We start from the raw sequence: 16,718 nt of genomic DNA on the forward strand, positions 1-16,718 counted from the left end.
TTGAACGAAGAGGTCACACCTATGCAAATCGCATATCATATTGGCGCACACAGCATTGATGAGGATCAACTGCTAAAGTCGACGCTAAGAAATGTTGATATGCTTGCAAAGAAAGGTATCGCAGTACCCGGACCCGGAAAATACCGCAGCCTCATAAGAAGCACGATTCAAGGGTTAGATGGCGCGCATCCTGCGCCGGGCACCCGTGATGTATTGCTGGATAGCATCGTTGAAAGCGACGACGTGCAGCGCCTTTTGCTTAGCAATGCCAATTTTATCTGCATCGCCAATAGAATTTTCGAACACGGGGTTTTTTACCCTCAAGCCGAAACCAAAACGCGCGCCATGCGTAAACTGTTCCCCGATGATGAACTCAGTTTTTATCTTAGCATATGTCACCCTGCGACATTCATCCAAGATGCGCTGCGACGCCCTAAATCAACACCTTTAGGTGATTTCCTTGGTATCATGCACCCTGAAGAGGTTCGGTGGGCAGATGTGGTTCGCCGCATCCATACCGGTACACCCGATGCTGAACTTATCGTTTGGTGCAATGAAGACGCGCCAATTGTTTGGCCAAAACTAATCCGTCAATTCATGGGATTGCCCCAAGCCGCTCAGGCTCTGGGTGGGCTTACGCCGCTAATAGGGCTGATGGAACGTGAAGGAATAGATCAATTACGAGAGCAACTGAACGCCAACCCCCAAGCCTCGGAACTAGAACGCCAGACGTTGATCGCCGACTATTGGGAAGACTACGCGATCCCAGAAACCGATGAGGAAGAAATTGATCTGCCCGATTTAGATGAATATGCCATCGCGCAGATTACTGAAAACTATGAAGCCGACCTAGCCGAGATCGCGGCTATGGACGGCGTCACGCTTGTCTTGCCATTCAGCTAAAATTACATGCCCATTGCGGACATATACATATCCATAACGGCCTCTTCTTCAGCGATATCATTCGCGTCACGCTTGCGAATAGCAACTATTTTGCGCAAAACCTTGGTATCATATCCACGCCCTTTGGCTTCGGCCATGACTTCTTTTTGCGCCTCAGCAACGTCTTTCTTTTCCGCCTCAAGGCGTTCATAACGTTCGATAAATTGGCGCAGCTCTTCGCCGGCGACGTTAGAAACTGAATCGGTGACTGAATCGTTCATAAATGCTCTCCTGACAGGCTTGTCTTTCCCTAGCCTCAGACCCCGACCGCTGCAACCCTTGCATGGGCCGCCCCCGCAGGTTAGGCGGTCATAACTTTAGGAGACCCGGTATGGAAATCGTTGTTTGGATTGGTGCAGTACTGTCGGTGATCGGCCTTGCTGGGATTGTTTATAGCATCATCACAATAGTCAAAGCAAAGCGCGCAAACCTATCCGACGAAGAAATGCGCGCACGCGTAAGCAAAGTGCTGCCAATCAATTTGGGCGCACTTCTTATCTCGATGATTGGCCTAATGGCGGTCGTCGTTGGCGTTATGCTGGGCTGACAGCCCACGCATCACTCGGCCGGACAAAATATTTCATAGATCCGCTCGAGCACGGGACGTACACGCGGATCTGACAACCGGTACCGCATGCTGCGTCCCTCGCGTTCGCAAGTGACAAGCCCCTCATTACGCAATCGTAAAAGTTGTCCAGAAACATATGACTGGCTTGCGCCAAGCATGGTTTCCAACTCGCCCACGGTCAATTCTCCCGGAACTAGTGCGCATAAAATACGCAAGCGGCCCGGGTTCGACAGCGCCTTCAACAGCTCTGCAGCTTCTGCAGCCGCAGCTTCCATTGGGTCTGCAACGATTTCAACAGTTTCGTTCATACGATCTACTCTACAACACCATTAAAACATTTCAATATTGAAATGTTTATAAAAGCCCATATGTTATGCCGAGTTAAAGATTCGAAACAACGCAGCAAACAAAGGCATCTTCTCTGGCGCGCATCATTGCACAACTTTGAGCGCGTGGTAACCCCGTCGAATTCTCGCGAAATTTGGGGGCAACGAGAGGTCAGAACATAGGAAAACGCATGCAAGTAGATTGGATTTATGGACTTGTCGGGGGCGGCATTATTGGGCTGGCTGCCGCTATCTTTCTGTTATTCAACGCGCGGATCATGGGCGCGTCCGGCATCATCGGCGGTCTTGTTGATGGCAGCGGTAAAAGTGACTGGACCGAACGTGCACTATTGATCGCCGGCCTGTTCTTAGCGCCTGCATTCGGTGCCCTGATCATGGGTGGTTCGGAAACTAACATTACAGGTAACTACGGCGTCATCGTTGCAGCGGGTTTGCTTGTTGGCGTGGGAACTCGCCTGGCCAATGGATGCACATCGGGGCACGGTGTTTGTGGCATTTCACGCCTTTCTTTGCGCGGGATTGTCGCCACAGGGTTCTATATTGTGGCCGGCGGCCTAACCGTCGTCATCTTTAAACATCTTCTGGGGGTAATCTAATGCGCAATTTAGTTTCATTCGTTGTTGGTTCTCTCTTTGGGCTTGGTCTATTGATTTCCGGCATGACCAACACAAACAAAGTGCAGGGATGGCTTGATATCTTTGGTGCTTGGGATCCTACCCTCGCGTTTGTAATGGGGGGAGCCATCATCCCGATGGCGATTGCGTGGCAGCTTACCAAAGCACGAAAGCCCGTCTTTGCTGACAGTTTCCCAACGCCGCCTGCCCCGCAAATTGGTCGTAATCTTGTCATAGGTTCGACCCTGTTTGGTATGGGCTGGGGCTTAGCTGGACTGTGCCCCGGCCCCGCTATTGCCTCGCTTAGCTTTGGAGGTGTCGGTGGTGTTGCCTTTGTTCTGTCTATGGCTGCAGGAATGCTGATCGCACCGCATGTGCGGACACGCCTAGACCAAGCAGCGACTGCAAGCTAAAAGGTGTTTCATGGATATTAGACAAATAAGCCCGACCTACGCGGTCACGCCACAAATCGATGTCGCAGACATCCCAGCCATTGTCGCGGCCGGGTTCACGACCATCATCTGCAACCGACCTGATTCAGAAGTTCCGCCAAGCCATAGCGCAGCGGTAATCAAAGCCGCCGCGAAAGCGGCTGGGCTGAACTTTGTTATCAATCCCATCACACATCAGGGCTTGAACATGGAAATGGTAAACGCTCAAAACGCAGCCATGGAAACGTCATCTGGCCCGACCCTTGCATATTGTGCTTCTGGTACGCGATCTTCGATCGTCTGGTCGCTTGGCAAAGCTGGCGATTTGCCAACTGATGACATCATCGCAGCAACAACAGCAGCAGGTTATGATCTAGGCGGTATGCGCGGCCAGCTTGATGCCTTGGCTGGCGGCTAACTGTTTTCTAACGCACCTGCTTCGACCGTAGCAGTTTCGTTCAAGACTGTATCAGCGGCGGGTAACCTATCCGCCGTCATTGCGTTCTCAATTTTTGGTACGCCTTGGGACGGCTCAGGTGCGACACCAGACCTGCACGGTAACCCGTTCAGATCAGCCATCGGTTGGGTTATTTCACTTTCGATCCGAACGGCACGCATGCCTCCCACCTGCCCTAGCTTAGCATTAGCAACCACTTGACCGTCCAGCGCCAGGAGCCGGACAGAGCCAACAGTACACCCATGCAGCGGGATAAGCTGCCCAACCTCAAGGTCCTGCGCACTACCCAAGGACATTTTAAAACGATGCAAAAGGGCATCCAAAGAGGCCGGTGCATCTTCTACCGCAGCTTGGAATGCCGTCGACCAGTCTACGGGTTCTGGCGGGATGGTTGCATGCTCTTCCTCGGTCGATACGCAAGGCAGTGCAAGCGTTAGGACAGACTGACGATCCGCAATGCCTAGATCCACGTTCATGCGAAGCACCCGATAGGTACAGTCGTCCAGCATCAAACCAACTTCGCGCCTGCTCTCTATCAATGCATCAGCGTGAACATTGTCAGCCCACCCGGCGAATTCTTCAGCGGGCATCGCGCCGGGAAGCGATGATAGCAACATCGCAAGCATCGGACCACACATTGTTTTATCAGTCACCGTCGGTGCACGCTGTTCCGCCTCGCGCGGGATCAAGGTTCCCATCAATTGCATCTCAAGGATGGCCGCGCGCAATTGCATATCAAGCGCCACAACCCCAATCAAACGATCATTCCGATTTACCCCAACAAGCATGAGCGTATCGTCGATTGTGTTTAGCATCTCATCAAGCTGCAAGATGTCATCGGTGACGGTATTAACCGTTAGAATAAGTCCCACCGCGTCGTTTGCTGATTTTGCGAGCGCCAGACGCATCGCACGCGACGACGTTAGCGGACTATCGTCGACGACAAGATCGCCGCCCCCGGACATCCGGCGCAAGATTGATAAATGTGTCTCGTCTGTCATACGCCTGTCACCGGTAGCCCAACAGCATATTAACCAGATAAGCGTTACAGTTCCCCTAACGTGTTTTTCAATTTCTTCTTAGGTAACCTTAATCGAAATGCAGTTCCATATTGCCCAGGTAGATAGGTGATATCACCACCCAATCGGCGCATAATTTCGCGACAAATCGCAAGCCCAAGGCCCGCTCCTCCGGCCTTTGATCCATCGGCAACGCGCGAAAACTTTTCAAATATAAGCTGCTGATTGTCCGCAGCGATACCGCTGCCATTGTCAACAAAATCAATATAAAAATGCGACCCACGGTCAAAGACTGATATCTTCAATCTTGGGTGCCGCGCGTCGCAATATTTCCGAGAGTTCGCGATCAAATTGATGAAAACTTGCACCAAACGATCTAAATCTGTGGTGATGGTAACATCGTCAACTTCGGGCGTACGCACGATTTTCAGGTTACTCCCCAACAGACCAGCACCACCAATCGCACGATCCAACAATGCAGATAGACTTCCGGTTTGTTCGTTTAACATGACTTGCCCATTTTCAAGCACGGACAGATCAAGAAGATCATCCAACAGACGGGTTAGCCGGATCGCCTCATCATGGATAATTCCGGAATAGCGTTTTTGTGCGTCTCCTCCGACTTCGCCGTCGCGCAAAATGTCCGAGAATGATCGGATTGAAGTCATCGGCGTGCGTAATTCATGGCTAATTTGGCTGAGGAACGCGTCTTTCTGAATTGAAAGCGCCGTCAACTTGGCATTGGCATCCCTCAATGCCCGCGCTGTTTGCTCTTGCTCGGTCGATTTAGCTTCTAGCCGATTAGAATACTCTAGAATTTGCGCTGCTTCATCCGCGACCGCGATCAGGTCTTCGACTGAAACACCACTGCCGCCAATCAACTGGCCAACCATAGCATGCGCGGTCGCAGCCCCCACAGAGCCCGCCAATTCGCGTTCAAGCAATTCGATGAACGCGGGTGTGACCTCTGGCAGGTAACCCTTTTTACCTTGGCGGGTTGCTTCGCGTTCAAATATCGCCTGCGCATCGGTACTGCCCATGATGCGTTGCGCCATGATCAATAAATCCTCGGCACCTGCGGCCGCATTTGTCCACGCTGGTGCAGCGGCCGAGTGTTCAAATATATTTACGAACTGAGCCCCCTGAAGCCGTTCTAACGGCGTTGGAAAACTAACCAACGACCCAATAATGAAGGTCCCAGTGTTCAGTATCATCGACCATAAAATGCCATGCACCAGCGGATCCAGACCACTGATCCCAAACAGTGCCTGCGGCCGCAACCAGCTCAGACCAAAGGGGCCATTGTCGAAAACGGACTGACTAATCAACGCATCAGCCCCAAAACTGGGTAAGAACAGCGTCCAAAGCCATAGCGTCAATCCGACGATCAGGCCCGCAGCTGCGCCGATGCGGGTTGCCCCGCGCCAAAAGATGCCGCCAATCATTGCCGGCAAAATTTGAACCGCGCCCGAAAACGATACCAATCCGATTGCAGCGAGCGCAGTGCCGCCGCCCGACACACGGTAATAGATGAAACCTAAGAATAAGACCGCTGCGATCGACAGTCGACGCGCCAACAAGATCACATGCCGGATATCGCCTGACATGACCGCCTGCTGATTTGGACGCATCGATAGCCAGATCGGCACAACGATGTGGTTCGACACCATTGTTGCAAGCGCAATCGTGGCGACCATCACCATTGAAGTCGCAGACGAAAACCCGCCAAGGAATGACAACATGGCAAGCCCGTCCCTGCCCTGAGACAAGGGAACCGTCAGAACAAACAAATCTGGGTTGCTGCCCGTAGGAAGTAAATCCAGCCCCACGACGGCAATGGGCACGACGAACAGGCTCATTAACATCAAGTATGCCGGAAACGCCCAACTTGCGATCGCCAAATGACGTTCATCTGCGTTTTCGACGACAAGAACTTGAAACATGCGCGGCAAACAAATGAATGCCGCAGCTGATAGAAACAGCAGGCTAATCCAGCGGCCGCCGTTATGATCCCAGAGCGTAATCGGCGACGCATCAATACGTGTCAGCATTTCTGAAGGGCCGCCCGCAACCCCCCAGACCACAAACACTCCAACTGCTAACAGTGCGACCAGCTTGACCACCGCTTCAACAGCGATGGCCATAACAATACCATGGTGGCGTTCGTTTGCATCAAGATTGCGCGTTCCAAAAATGACCGTGAAGATGACCAATCCAACAGACACCCACATTGCAGTCGCATTCAATTCTGCGTCGCGCCACACGTGTCCGTTGCTTTGCGCAAAGACGGCAAATGATAGGGTCACAGATTGAAGTTGAAGCGCAATGTAAGGTGTTGCTGCAACAACAGAAATCACCGTAACGATCATCCCCAAAGAGGTGGATTTTCCGAACCGTGATGACACCAAGTCAGCAATCGAGGTAATGCGCTGTGCGCGTCCAATACGGACCAGTTTACGAAGTATCCACCACCAGCCAATCATCATCAATGTCGGCCCAAGATAAATTGTAGCGAATTCTAACCCCGAACGCGCCGCATACCCCACTGCGCCGTAAAACGTCCAAGCCGTACAATAGATACTCAGCGAAAGCGTATAGATAAGCGGAGAATACAACCAAGTCGCGTTCCCCATCATCGCACGCCGTTCGGCCATGAATGCGACCATGAACAAAATAGCGACATAGCAAAGCGAAATGGCAATAACGACGTTAAAGCTTAGCATTACGATGGCGGGCCTTTTTGCTGCGGGTCACCATCCACGTGCATCATCCGCGACAAAAACGCGGACAACACGATTAGTAGCACCCATACACCAAAAACATAGACAAGCGCGCCCGAGCTGTAGGACATTTCTCCACTATCTTGCGGCCAGAGCAGCGGAATCGAAAGCAGAACAATCCCCAAAACTGGCAGCATCCGAACCGCGTCCCGTAGCCGGCGCTGACGATAGCCCGCCTGTTCAAGAAAAATCTTGGACTTGGGGCCTATGGTCATGCTTCCATCAAATTACGCACATGATCGCGCACTTCCGCATTGGAAAACGGTTTCGTCATGAAATGATTCGCGCCAAGACGTAGTGCCAGTTCGCGATCCTTTTCTTGTCCGCGTGCCGTGAGCATCATCACGGGAATATCTTTGGTCGTATCGGTTCCACGCAGATCACGCAGGATGTCAAAACCGCTTCGTCCCGGAAGCATGACATCAAGAATGATCATATCTGGTGGGAACCCGACCACCTTTTGCATTGCTGTTTCCCCATCTTCATGGGTGTGAACTGTCCAGCCATCGCGGGACAAAATAAAACTGATCGCCTCAAGAATGTTAGGCTCATCTTCGATCAGAAGGACACGTTTGCCCATCTCATCGCCTCCCCAATTGTCTTACTGCTCCCTCCAGAGCAGCCTCCCTAGCGCGGACTATCGGGGCAATTGGGTCCGAAGTCAAAGACCCGATGCCGCTGAAACGCCGATAATCGCAGGCTCGCGGCGGCTTGTGCAATCAGAGCGCGGGCAAATCCGGCAAGACCCACCCACAGGAATAGCAAGCCCCGCCCCTTCGGCCGGATCAGCGACGACTAACATCGTACTTTGCAAGACGGGTGCCACATCAAACTGATGCGCACCGACGGGCATCGCCATCGCATAGCACAAAAAGCGCGTTTGCGATGCGTCAGGTAACGACACCTCTGCACGGATTGGCTGCGTTGGGCGGCTAAGCGCGCTAAAAATAGGCCAAAGCGGGCACGCCCCATTGGTACGCGAATAAGTAAAACCTGGCACAGGCTTTAAAAATGTCAACGCGCCAGACACATCACAAGTGGCAAGCCCCATACGCGGATGACCTTCGCCCGTTGGTAAGCTCGACAAGCGGCGCAATACCGTGGGAAAATCAGCGTTGAACTGGCGGGCCAGTTGCGATGGATCATAATCGGTGGCACGACATGCTTCGGAAAATGACTGCATGGGCAGCAGAGCTGCATCTTGTTGATATTGCGCAGCGTAAGCTTCGAATAGCTGGGCGGCAGGACCGCTCAATCCCAACTCCTGCGCCAACGCCGCGGTATCTGCGGATTCTTGTTCAAGTGGCGCAAGAAAGTAGTCACGTAGCGCCAAAGCATTTTCCAACTGCTCAAACGGGGATTGCGCGACTTCAACCGTGGTGTCGGGGACCTCAAGATATGCGATCAGCGCTTCGCTGCTATCAGCCAAGCGCAGGCTATCTTTGTGGATGTTCTGGTGAAACCGGCGCTGCCAATCTGCATCCAGCTGTTCTTGGGTGACCAAAATCGATGCCGACGACCGAATGGATGTTACCGCCGAGATAACTTCGTGCAGTGAATTGGCCAACTGGGGATCATGTGCGATGCGATCGGTCAGCGCCAGTATATGTTCATCAAGCGCAGCTATGCGACGTGCTTGTGCAACGACCAGCGCGCTCCAACCCGGATAGCGAGCAGCGAATTCTTCCGTCCGAGCAATTTCTGCCTCCCCCCCCATTGCAGCGGCAGCACTACGCATTTGGTCTAATAGATCGCTGTCGGCACCATCGGTTAACATGGTCGGATCGACGCCAAGAACACGCGCTAAATCAGTAAGAAGTTTTCCTCCGATTCTGCGGCGATTGTGTTCTATGAGGTTTAGATACGACGGCGAAATCCCCACGGCCTCTGCCACAGCAGCCTGCCGCAAACCTTGGTCCAATCGTTTTTCGCGGATACGCGAACCTGTCAATCTTTTAACGGGCACCTTGAATTACCTTAATGCTTTCAAGCGCTTTCTGCACCTGCGGGAAAACTGGTTTACAACCAGAGAATTAAATTTGTACATTTTTTTACAAATAAAGCAAGCCGTCCCAATGGGTTGTTGCCGAAACGCCCCCTCAGACCCAACAATGGACATGTACGTACACGTACAAGCTGTGAAGCCTTTCGGGGTGAAACAGCACAAACCTTTAGGGAGGAAAATAATGTCAAAATCGAATTTCTCACGTCGCGGCGTGTTGAAGACCGGCGCAATTGCCGGTGCCGGCCTTGCGCTTCCGACATATCTACGTGCGGACGCCCATGCTGGTTTCACCAACGCACCCGGTGACAGTGAGGTCATTCTTGGCTTCAACGTTCCACAGACTGGCCCATATGCGGACGAGGGCGCAGATGAACTGCGTGCATATGAACTAGCTGTTGAACATCTGAACGGTGGCGGTGACGGCGGTATGCTGAACACCTTCTCTTCAAAAGTTTTAGACGGCACAGGTATCTTGGGCCGCGAAGTTAAATATGTAACCGGTGACACGCAGACCAAGTCTGACGCGGCGCGTGCTTCTGCACGTTCGATGATCGAAAAAGACGGCGCAATCATGATCACAGGCGGTTCATCGTCTGGTGTAGCTGTTGCTGTTCAAGCGCTTTGCCAAGAGGCTGGCGTGATCTTCATGGCGGGTCTGACCCACTCGAACGACACAACTGGTAAAGATAAGCGGGCCAACGGCTTCCGTCACTTCTTTAACTCTTACATGACTGGTGCGGCTCTTGCGCCTGTTTTGGCTGCAAACTACGGCACTGACCGTAAAGCGTACCACCTGACAGCAGACTACAACTGGGGCTATACAACAGAAGAAGCGATCCGCTCTTCGACGGAAGCTATGGGTTGGGAAACTGTGAACGCTGTGAAAACACCGCTGACACAGACCGACTTCTCTTCTTATATCGCGCCAGTTCTTAACTCTGGTGCCGACGTTCTGGTCCTGAACCACTACGGCGGGAACATGGTGAACTCGCTGACCAACGCTGTTCAGTTTGGCCTGCGCGATGCAATGGCAAACGGCCATAACTTTGAAATCGTTGTTCCGCTTTACTCTCGCCTTATGGCGCGCGGTGCGGGTGCGAACGTTAAAGGCATCTTCGGTTCAACAAACTGGCACTGGTCATTGCAAGACGAAGGTTCAAAAGCATTCGTTCAGTCATTCGGCACAAAATACGGCTTCCCACCATCGCAGGCTGCGCACACAACATACGTGCAAACACTGCTTTATGCGGATGCGGTTACACGCGCAGGCTCTTTCAACCCATGTGCAGTTGCTGAAGCTCTGGAAGACTATGAATTCGACGGTCTGGGCAATGGTAAAACACTTTACCGTGGCGACGACCACCAGTGCTTCAAAGACGTGCTGGTTGTGAAGGGTAAAGAAAACCCAGAAAACGAATTCGACCTTCTCGAAATCGTTGAAGTTACACCTGTCGATCAGGTCACTTACGATCCAAACCACCCGCAATTCCAAGGCGGTGCTTTGGGTACCTGTAACCCAGGCGCATAAACTACCAACAACTCAGGTCACCACATCACGTGGTGGCCTGTCACGTCGACAGTAAACTGCGCCCTGCGGGGCAGCGGTATGTCTTTTGGTACTCCGCCAACACTTAAACCGATCAGAGGTCACCTCATGGACCAGTTCATTCTGCAAATCCTTAACGGACTTGATAAGGGTTCAGCTTATGCGCTTATTGCGCTCGGGCTTACACTTATCTTTGGAACGCTTGGCGTTGTCAACTTCGCCCACGGGGCGCTCTTCATGCTGGGCGCGTTCTGCGCTGTTACCGTCAGCAAACTTCTTTCACTCAGCCACAAAGTTGTGGATGACACCCGGACCGACTTTTTGGGTAACCCAATGCAAGTCGATGTCCCCTATCTTCATGATTGGTTCGGAGCGGCCACAGGCGATACGATTATTGACTGGGCCGTACCGATATCCATCATTTTTGCTATTCCGGTCATGGTTTGCATTGGTTTCATCATGGAACGCGGCCTCATCAAGCACTTTTACAAGCGCCCACATGCTGACCAAATCCTTGTGACCTTTGGCCTCGCTATCGTGATCCAAGAAGTTATCAAGTATTACTATGGTGCGAACCCAATCCCAACACCTGCGCCAAGCGCGTTCAAAGGTAGCTTTGATTTCGGTGTCCTGATTGGCTTTGACGTCAATGCGATTATCTATCCGTACTGGCGCCTTGTGTACTTCTTCTTCTCGCTGGTTGTTATCGGTGCCGTCTTTGCTTTCTTGCAGTTCACCACCTTTGGGATGGTTGTACGTGCTGGCATGGCAGACCGCGAAACAGTTGGGCTGCTTGGCATCGACATCGACAAGCGGTTCACCGTTATGTTCGGCATCGCCGCCGCCGTCGCGGGTCTTGCTGGGGTGATGTACGTTCCAATCAATCCACCAAACTATCACATGGGCATGGACTTTCTGGTGCTGAGCTTTGTGGTTGTGGTTGTGGGCGGCATGGGGTCCCTACCCGGCGCTGTCGCTGCAGGCTTCCTCTTGGGCATCCTTGAAAGCTTTGCCTCAACCTCTTGGGCAGTCAGCAACCTGCCAGGAATCAACCAGGTCATCATCTACCTGGTCGCAATTATCATTCTATTAACACGTCCGCGTGGCCTGATGGGTCGCAAGGGCGTGATGGAGGAATAAGCCAATGCTCGGTCTCGAAAAGAAAGACTTCCGGCTGCTTCTTGTTGTCATTGGCCTGACACTATTCGCACCAATCATCCTGAACCCGTTTCCTGCGGGGTCAGAGATGGCCCAGTTCAACGCAGGCTATCCTGATCTAATGCAACGCTTTGTGATCTTTGGTATCTTTGCCATTGGGTTTAACATCCTGTTCGGCCTCACTGGGTACCTGTCATTCGGACACGCTGCGTTCTTGGGTGTGGGTTCATACTCTGCCGTCTGGATGTTCAAGCTGCTTAGCATGAACGTGCTGCCAGCAATCATCCTTAGCGTCATCATCGCGGGCCTGTTCTCGCTGCTGATCGGGTTCATCTCGCTGCGCCGTTCGGGGATCTACTTCTCGATCCTGACACTTGCCTTTGCGCAAATGTCATTCGCGCTGGCTTATTCGGTGCTGACACCTATCACCGGTGGTGAAACTGGCTTGCAACTTGCACTTGATGATCCACGTATCTTGGGTGCGTCACAAACAGCAAGCGGCAACATCCCAGTGCCATCCCTGTTCGGACTTGAGATGCGTGCATCTTACGAAATGGCAGTCGGCGCATGGTCGTTCACCTTTAACGCAGGTTACTACCTTGCTGCGATCATCCTTGTGCTTGCCTTTTATCTGGCGATCCGGATCTTCCGGTCACCATTTGGCATGATGCTGCGTGCGATTAAATCCAACCAAACGCGCATGAGCTACACAGGTCTGAACGCACGCCCTTACACACTGGCCGCATTTGTCATCTCTGGCATGTACGCGGGTCTTGCTGGTGGCCTGATGGCTTCAATGGATCCACTGGCTGGTGCTGAGCGTATGCAGTGGACTGCTTCAGGCGAGGTTGTTCTGATGACCATCCTCGGTGGTGCAGGTACGCTGATTGGCCCAGTTTTGGGTGCAGGTATGATCAAGTACTTTGAAAACATCTTCTCCAAGATCAACAGCCAAGTTCTGCACGAATGGTTTGGCTTCCTGCCAGATGGGCTCGAAGACTTTGTTGTCACTCTGATCTACCCATTCGTGGGTAAGGGCTGGCACCTGACACTGGGTATTGTGTTCATGCTTGTCGTGATCTTCCTGCCAGGTGGCCTTGTTCAAGGTGGTCAGAAAATCCTCGCTACCTTGCGCCGCAAAAAAACCGATGACGCCAATCCCGGCGCCACTAAACCGGCCGAATAAGGAGAAACGGATATGGGAATCCTTGAAGTAAAAGGCATCAACAAACGGTTCGGTGGCCTGCAAGCGCTGGGTGATGTGAACCTAAGCGTGGAAGAAAACACCGTCCACGCGATCATCGGGCCGAACGGTGCGGGTAAATCCACACTACTGAACGTTCTGGTTGGCAAACTGATCCCTGATAGCGGTTCGGTCATGTTTGACGGGCAGTCAGTACTGGGGCGCAAGCCGCATGAGATCAATCAGATGGGGATTAGCCGGGTGTTCCAAACACCCGAAATCTTCACCGATCTGACAGTGTTCGAAAACGTGATGATCCCCTGCTTTGCCAAACGTGACGGTGCATTCCGTATGCACGCGATCGAAAGCATCGTGTCCGAAAAAGGTATTCGGGCACAGGCCGAAGAAATGCTCGCCGACGTGAACATGCTTGAAAAGCGTGACATGCTGACATCCAGCCTTTCACGTGGTGACAAACGTCGTTTGGAAATGGCGATGTGTCTGGTGCAGGATCCAAAACTGCTGTTGCTCGATGAGCCAACAGCAGGCATGGCGCGGGCTGATACGGAAAACACGATCAACCTGCTCAAAGAGATCCGGACCAAACGCGGCATCACTATGGCCATTATTGAGCACGACATGAACGTTGTGTTCTCATTGGCGGAACGGATCACCGTGTTGGCACAGGGTACACCCCTTGTCGAAGACATCCCGGAAAACATCAAAGGCCACCCAAAAGTGCGCGAAGCCTACCTTGGCGAAGCACAGGTCTAACCTTCATCCAGCGGCCAATTCTTGTATCAGGAATTGGCCACAAACTCTGACACAGAGTTTGGCACCCCGGAGACAAACATGAACGAACCATTCAACAAACACGCAAATAACGCGGCCACCCACCCCGCCTTTCTTAGCGTTTGGGAAATCGAAGCCTACTACGGCGAAAGCTATATCGTCCAAAACGTGAGCTTCAACATCCACGAAGGCGAAATCCTCGCGCTTCTTGGCCGTAACGGTGCTGGTAAAACGTCAACACTGCGCACAATCGCTCGTCTTGACGACCCAGAGCTGAAGCACGGTGAAATCTGGCTAGACCATAAACCGCTGCACGAAATGAAAAGCCACCAAGCAGCTGCCGAAGGCATCGCATTGGTTCCCGAAGATCGCCGGATTATTCCGGGCCTAACAGTGGAAGAAAACCTGCAGCTTGCACAAATCGCACCACCAAAAGGCTGGTCGCTAGACCGCATCTACGATCTATTTCCTCGCCTAGGTGAACGCCGTAAGCAAGAAGGCGTTACGCTTTCTGGTGGTGAACAGCAGATGTTGGCCATCGCACGCGCGCTTGCTCGCGACATCAAAGTGTTGCTGCTTGATGAACCTTACGAAGGCCTGGCCCCTGTTATCGTGCAGGAAATCGCCAAGACACTCGGCATCATCCGCGACCAAGGCATCACGACCGTGATCGTCGAGCAAAACGCTGTTGCTGCGCTAAAATTGGCCGACCGTGCTGTGATCCTTGATACCGGTACTGTTGTTTTTGACGGTTCTGCGGCTGAAGTTCTCGAAAATGATGAATTGCGCGCGCAATATCTCGCAATTTAAAGACGTTTAGTCGGGCGTATCTTGCGTGAACGCCCGGCTATCCCCCTATGGCAACGCACCATTTTGCCAAAGCGCTGCATTTTCATGCGCGCCCGCTTCCCCCCCCGGCAGGCTTGCCCTATAAGTGACCTAATCTTTTGTGACGTAGCGTCGCAAAGGCTAAGGAATTCAGGGCAAACGGCCGAGGACAAAATGAGCAACAAAACTTCTCACGACAGCGATGTCAGCTTTATTCAGGCTCTGGCAGAGCTGTTGCGCGAAAATGATCTAACCGAATTGCAGGTCAAGCGTGACTACGCTGAAAATGACAGCCTGAACGTTCGCGTTAGCCGCCAAACCCAGACAGTTGTGCAAGCCACGGTGCCTGCAGCGACCCCTACCCCAGTCGCCACTGCAGCGCCTGCTGCGGCCGTCGCTGCGCCAGCTACAGAATCCGCTGATCCGGCAAGCCATCCTGGCGCGGTTACTTCACCGATGGTTGGCACGGTATACATGGCCCCTGAACCGGGCGCTGCCGCATTTTCAACTGTTGGCGCATCCGTCAACGAAGGCGACACGTTGCTGATCATCGAAGCCATGAAAACGATGAACCACATTCCAGCACCGCGTTCAGGTACAATCAAACGCATCTTGGTCGAAGACGGCGGCGCTGTCGAATTTGGCGCTCCTCTTGTGATCATCGAATAAGGGCGGACCCATGTTCGATAAAATCCTTATTGCAAACCGGGGCGAAATTGCCCTGCGCGTTGTACGCGCTTGCCGCGAAATGGGTGTAAAATCCGTTGCGGTCCATTCAACAGCTGATGCTGACGCAATGCATGTCCGTATGGCAGATGAGGCAATCTGTATCGGCCCCCCATCGTCAGCGCAAAGCTATCTATCGTTTCCTGCGATCATCTCGGCTTGTGAAATCACGGGCGCACAGGCGATTCACCCCGGCTATGGTTTCTTGTCTGAAAACGCTGCATTCGTGCAGGCCGTCGAAGACCACGACCTGACATTTATCGGCCCCACAGCGGAACATATCCGCACAATGGGTGACAAAATCACTGCCAAAGACACGATGAAGGCGCTTGGCGTTCCATGTGTCCCCGGTTCTGACGGTGGCGTGCCAACGTTAGAAGACGCGCAACGCATCGGTGAAGAAGTCGGCTATCCGGTTATCATCAAGGCGACAGCCGGCGGCGGTGGACGCGGCATGAAAGTGGCGCAAACAGCCGCTGACATGGAACAAGCGTTCCATTCTGCGCGCGCGGAAGGCAAAGCCGCTTTTGGTAACGACGAAGTTTACATCGAAAAATACCTGACAACACCGCGCCATATCGAAATTCAAGTTTTCGGTGACGGCAAAGGTAACGCAGTGCACCTGGGTGAACGCGATTGTTCGCTACAACGCCGCCACCAGAAAGTGTTTGAAGAGGCCCCCGGCCCCTGTATCACGCCTGAGCTGCGTGCGAAAATCGGCAAAGTCTGTGCGGATGCGGTTGCGAAGATCAACTATATCGGCGCGGGTACGATCGAATTCCTGTTCGAAAACGATGAATTCTATTTCATTGAAATGAACACACGTTTGCAGGTGGAACACCCTGTTACCGAATCAATCTTTGGTGTCGATTTGGTGCGCGAACAGCTGCGCGTTGCGGCTGGCATGCCGATGTCATTTACCCAAGATGATCTGCAGATCAACGGTCACTCGATTGAAGTACGGATTAACGCTGAAAAGCTGCCAAACTTTGCGCCATGCCCCGGCACAATCACACAGTATCACACGCCGGGTGGACTTGGCGTACGTATGGATAGTGCACTTTATGACGGCTATCGCATTCCACCCTATTACGACAGCTTGATTGGCAAACTGATCGTACATGGTCGCGACCGCCCAGAAGCATTGGCCCGTCTGGCCCGCGCCTTGGGCGAACTTATCGTAGATGGGGTCGATACAACAATTCCACTGTTTCACGCGCTACTTGCTGAAGAAGCCGTTCAAACGGGTGAATACAACATTCACTGGCTAGAGCACTGGTTAGAAGAAAACCTAAACGGCTAAACAAATTCGCGCGGTCCGG

General features: G+C 52.7%; 19 protein-coding genes. 12 read left to right on the forward strand and 7 right to left on the reverse strand.

The features are described from left to right. Window positions 1-21: 21 nt before the first annotated feature. Complete coding sequence (locus CLV80_RS06160; RefSeq protein ID WP_106355942.1) at window positions 22-903, forward strand: hypothetical protein; 882 nt, start codon at window positions 22-24, stop codon at window positions 901-903. Window positions 904-905: 2 nt separating this feature from the next. On the opposite strand, the gene CLV80_RS06165 is transcribed toward CLV80_RS06160, so the two are convergent. Beyond that, complete coding sequence (locus CLV80_RS06165; protein WP_106355944.1) at window positions 906-1,163, reverse strand: DUF2312 domain-containing protein; 258 nt, start codon at window positions 1,161-1,163, stop codon at window positions 906-908. Window positions 1,164-1,273: 110 nt separating this feature from the next. Here CLV80_RS06165 and CLV80_RS06170 point away from each other — a divergent pair, with 110 nt between their 5' ends. Next, entirely contained in the window at window positions 1,274-1,489 is a 216-nt protein-coding gene (locus tag CLV80_RS06170) for a hypothetical protein (RefSeq protein WP_106355946.1), read from the forward strand. An 11-nt stretch (window positions 1,490-1,500) separates the two neighbouring features. Here CLV80_RS06170 and CLV80_RS06175 read toward each other — a convergent pair whose 3' ends face one another. Then, on the reverse strand, window positions 1,501-1,818 hold the full coding sequence (locus CLV80_RS06175) for an ArsR/SmtB family transcription factor (protein WP_106355948.1): 318 nt from the start codon (window positions 1,816-1,818) through the stop codon (window positions 1,501-1,503). Between the two features lie 209 nt (window positions 1,819-2,027). On the opposite strand from CLV80_RS06175, the gene CLV80_RS06180 reads away from it, so the two are divergent. Genes CLV80_RS06180 through CLV80_RS06190 form a run of 3 tightly spaced genes read left to right on the forward strand, consistent with a single transcriptional unit; the run spans window position 2,028 to window position 3,320 of the window. Further along, complete coding sequence (locus CLV80_RS06180; protein ID WP_106355950.1) at window positions 2,028-2,453, forward strand: YeeE/YedE family protein; 426 nt, start codon at window positions 2,028-2,030, stop codon at window positions 2,451-2,453. After that, window positions 2,453-2,884: a DUF6691 family protein gene (locus tag CLV80_RS06185; RefSeq protein WP_106355952.1), complete on the forward strand. Its 432-nt coding sequence runs from the start codon at window positions 2,453-2,455 to the stop codon at window positions 2,882-2,884. Before CLV80_RS06180 ends, CLV80_RS06185 begins: the two co-directional genes overlap by 1 nt. 10 nt (window positions 2,885-2,894) lie before the next feature. Next, window positions 2,895-3,320, forward strand: coding sequence for a protein tyrosine phosphatase family protein (locus tag CLV80_RS06190; RefSeq protein WP_106355954.1), 426 nt, complete (start codon window positions 2,895-2,897; stop codon window positions 3,318-3,320). Here CLV80_RS06190 and CLV80_RS06195 read toward each other — a convergent pair. The 5 genes from CLV80_RS06195 to CLV80_RS06215 all read right to left on the reverse strand — a co-directional run bounded on the left by CLV80_RS06195 (window position 3,317) and on the right by CLV80_RS06215 (window position 9,124). Continuing rightward, window positions 3,317-4,360, reverse strand: coding sequence for a FliM/FliN family flagellar motor switch protein (locus tag CLV80_RS06195; RefSeq protein ID WP_106355956.1), 1,044 nt, complete (start codon window positions 4,358-4,360; stop codon window positions 3,317-3,319). The two genes, CLV80_RS06190 and CLV80_RS06195, sit on opposite strands and share 4 nt — an antisense overlap. Window positions 4,361-4,404: 44 nt before the next feature. Then, the gene (locus tag CLV80_RS06200) at window positions 4,405-7,101 is read right to left on the reverse strand and encodes an ATP-binding protein (RefSeq protein ID WP_106355959.1); all 2,697 of its coding nucleotides are present in this window, start codon (window positions 7,099-7,101) and stop codon (window positions 4,405-4,407) included. Beyond that, entirely contained in the window at window positions 7,101-7,373 is a 273-nt protein-coding gene (locus tag CLV80_RS06205) for a hypothetical protein (protein ID WP_106355961.1), read from the reverse strand. The genes CLV80_RS06200 and CLV80_RS06205 overlap by 1 nt, the downstream gene beginning before the upstream one ends. Further along, window positions 7,370-7,738 (reverse strand): response regulator transcription factor, encoded by a 369-nt coding sequence (locus tag CLV80_RS06210; RefSeq protein ID WP_106355964.1) that lies wholly within the window; start codon window positions 7,736-7,738, stop codon window positions 7,370-7,372. Before CLV80_RS06210 ends, CLV80_RS06205 begins: the two co-directional genes overlap by 4 nt. An 81-nt stretch (window positions 7,739-7,819) precedes the next feature. Further along, window positions 7,820-9,124 (reverse strand): XRE family transcriptional regulator, encoded by a 1,305-nt coding sequence (locus CLV80_RS06215; protein WP_106355967.1) that lies wholly within the window; start codon window positions 9,122-9,124, stop codon window positions 7,820-7,822. Window positions 9,125-9,344: 220 nt separating this feature from the next. Between CLV80_RS06215 and CLV80_RS06220 the strand changes: the two genes are divergently transcribed. From CLV80_RS06220 to accC, 7 genes are all read left to right on the forward strand, one after another. Next, window positions 9,345-10,691 carry a substrate-binding protein gene (locus CLV80_RS06220; RefSeq protein WP_106355969.1) on the forward strand — a complete coding sequence of 449 codons (1,347 nt, stop codon included), beginning with the start codon at window positions 9,345-9,347 and terminating at the stop codon, window positions 10,689-10,691. 126 nt (window positions 10,692-10,817) lie between these two features. Beyond that, window positions 10,818-11,849: a branched-chain amino acid ABC transporter permease gene (locus CLV80_RS06225; protein WP_106355972.1), complete on the forward strand. Its 1,032-nt coding sequence runs from the start codon at window positions 10,818-10,820 to the stop codon at window positions 11,847-11,849. A gap of 4 nt (window positions 11,850-11,853) precedes the next feature. Next, on the forward strand, window positions 11,854-13,053 hold the full coding sequence (locus tag CLV80_RS06230; protein WP_106355974.1) for a branched-chain amino acid ABC transporter permease: 1,200 nt from the start codon (window positions 11,854-11,856) through the stop codon (window positions 13,051-13,053). A 12-nt stretch (window positions 13,054-13,065) separates the two neighbouring features. Continuing rightward, window positions 13,066-13,824 carry an ABC transporter ATP-binding protein gene (locus CLV80_RS06235; RefSeq protein WP_106355976.1) on the forward strand — a complete coding sequence of 253 codons (759 nt, stop codon included), beginning with the start codon at window positions 13,066-13,068 and terminating at the stop codon, window positions 13,822-13,824. Window positions 13,825-13,902: 78 nt separating this feature from the next. Further along, entirely contained in the window at window positions 13,903-14,652 is a 750-nt protein-coding gene (locus CLV80_RS06240) for an ABC transporter ATP-binding protein (RefSeq protein WP_106355979.1), read from the forward strand. 192 nt (window positions 14,653-14,844) lie between these two features. After that, on the forward strand, window positions 14,845-15,339 hold the full coding sequence (accB, locus tag CLV80_RS06245) for an acetyl-CoA carboxylase biotin carboxyl carrier protein (RefSeq protein ID WP_106355981.1): 495 nt from the start codon (window positions 14,845-14,847) through the stop codon (window positions 15,337-15,339). A gap of 10 nt (window positions 15,340-15,349) precedes the next feature. After that, window positions 15,350-16,699: an acetyl-CoA carboxylase biotin carboxylase subunit gene (accC, locus tag CLV80_RS06250; RefSeq protein ID WP_106355983.1), complete on the forward strand. Its 1,350-nt coding sequence runs from the start codon at window positions 15,350-15,352 to the stop codon at window positions 16,697-16,699. Window positions 16,700-16,718: the final 19 nt, after the last annotated feature.

It is taken from the genome of Yoonia maritima (assembly GCF_003003285.1).
Classification (GTDB): Bacteria; Pseudomonadota; Alphaproteobacteria; order Rhodobacterales; family Rhodobacteraceae; genus Yoonia; species Yoonia maritima.

What these genes read in the sequence shown, in the direction of transcription:
- CLV80_RS06210 (WP_106355964.1), bottom strand. Translation starts at nt 7,738, where the DNA reads ATGGGCAAACGTGTCCTTCTGATCGAAGATGAGCCTAACATTCTTGAG.
- CLV80_RS06200 (WP_106355959.1), bottom strand. Translation starts at nt 7,101, where the DNA reads ATGCTAAGCTTTAACGTCGTTATTGCCATTTCGCTTTGCTATGTCGCT.
- CLV80_RS06225 (WP_106355972.1), top strand. Translation starts at nt 10,818, where the DNA reads ATGGACCAGTTCATTCTGCAAATCCTTAACGGACTTGATAAGGGTTCA.
- CLV80_RS06240 (WP_106355979.1), top strand. Translation starts at nt 13,903, where the DNA reads ATGAACGAACCATTCAACAAACACGCAAATAACGCGGCCACCCACCCC.
- CLV80_RS06175 (WP_106355948.1), bottom strand. Translation starts at nt 1,818, where the DNA reads ATGAACGAAACTGTTGAAATCGTTGCAGACCCAATGGAAGCTGCGGCT.
- accB (WP_106355981.1), top strand. Translation starts at nt 14,845, where the DNA reads ATGAGCAACAAAACTTCTCACGACAGCGATGTCAGCTTTATTCAGGCT.
- CLV80_RS06235 (WP_106355976.1), top strand. Translation starts at nt 13,066, where the DNA reads ATGGGAATCCTTGAAGTAAAAGGCATCAACAAACGGTTCGGTGGCCTG.
- CLV80_RS06195 (WP_106355956.1), bottom strand. Translation starts at nt 4,360, where the DNA reads ATGACAGACGAGACACATTTATCAATCTTGCGCCGGATGTCCGGGGGC.
- CLV80_RS06180 (WP_106355950.1), top strand. Translation starts at nt 2,028, where the DNA reads ATGCAAGTAGATTGGATTTATGGACTTGTCGGGGGCGGCATTATTGGG.
- accC (WP_106355983.1), top strand. Translation starts at nt 15,350, where the DNA reads ATGTTCGATAAAATCCTTATTGCAAACCGGGGCGAAATTGCCCTGCGC.
- CLV80_RS06230 (WP_106355974.1), top strand. Translation starts at nt 11,854, where the DNA reads ATGCTCGGTCTCGAAAAGAAAGACTTCCGGCTGCTTCTTGTTGTCATT.
- CLV80_RS06160 (WP_106355942.1), top strand. Translation starts at nt 22, where the DNA reads ATGCAAATCGCATATCATATTGGCGCACACAGCATTGATGAGGATCAA.
- CLV80_RS06165 (WP_106355944.1), bottom strand. Translation starts at nt 1,163, where the DNA reads ATGAACGATTCAGTCACCGATTCAGTTTCTAACGTCGCCGGCGAAGAG.
- CLV80_RS06190 (WP_106355954.1), top strand. Translation starts at nt 2,895, where the DNA reads ATGGATATTAGACAAATAAGCCCGACCTACGCGGTCACGCCACAAATC.
- CLV80_RS06220 (WP_106355969.1), top strand. Translation starts at nt 9,345, where the DNA reads ATGTCAAAATCGAATTTCTCACGTCGCGGCGTGTTGAAGACCGGCGCA.
- CLV80_RS06170 (WP_106355946.1), top strand. Translation starts at nt 1,274, where the DNA reads ATGGAAATCGTTGTTTGGATTGGTGCAGTACTGTCGGTGATCGGCCTT.
- CLV80_RS06185 (WP_106355952.1), top strand. Translation starts at nt 2,453, where the DNA reads ATGCGCAATTTAGTTTCATTCGTTGTTGGTTCTCTCTTTGGGCTTGGT.
- CLV80_RS06205 (WP_106355961.1), bottom strand. Translation starts at nt 7,373, where the DNA reads ATGACCATAGGCCCCAAGTCCAAGATTTTTCTTGAACAGGCGGGCTAT.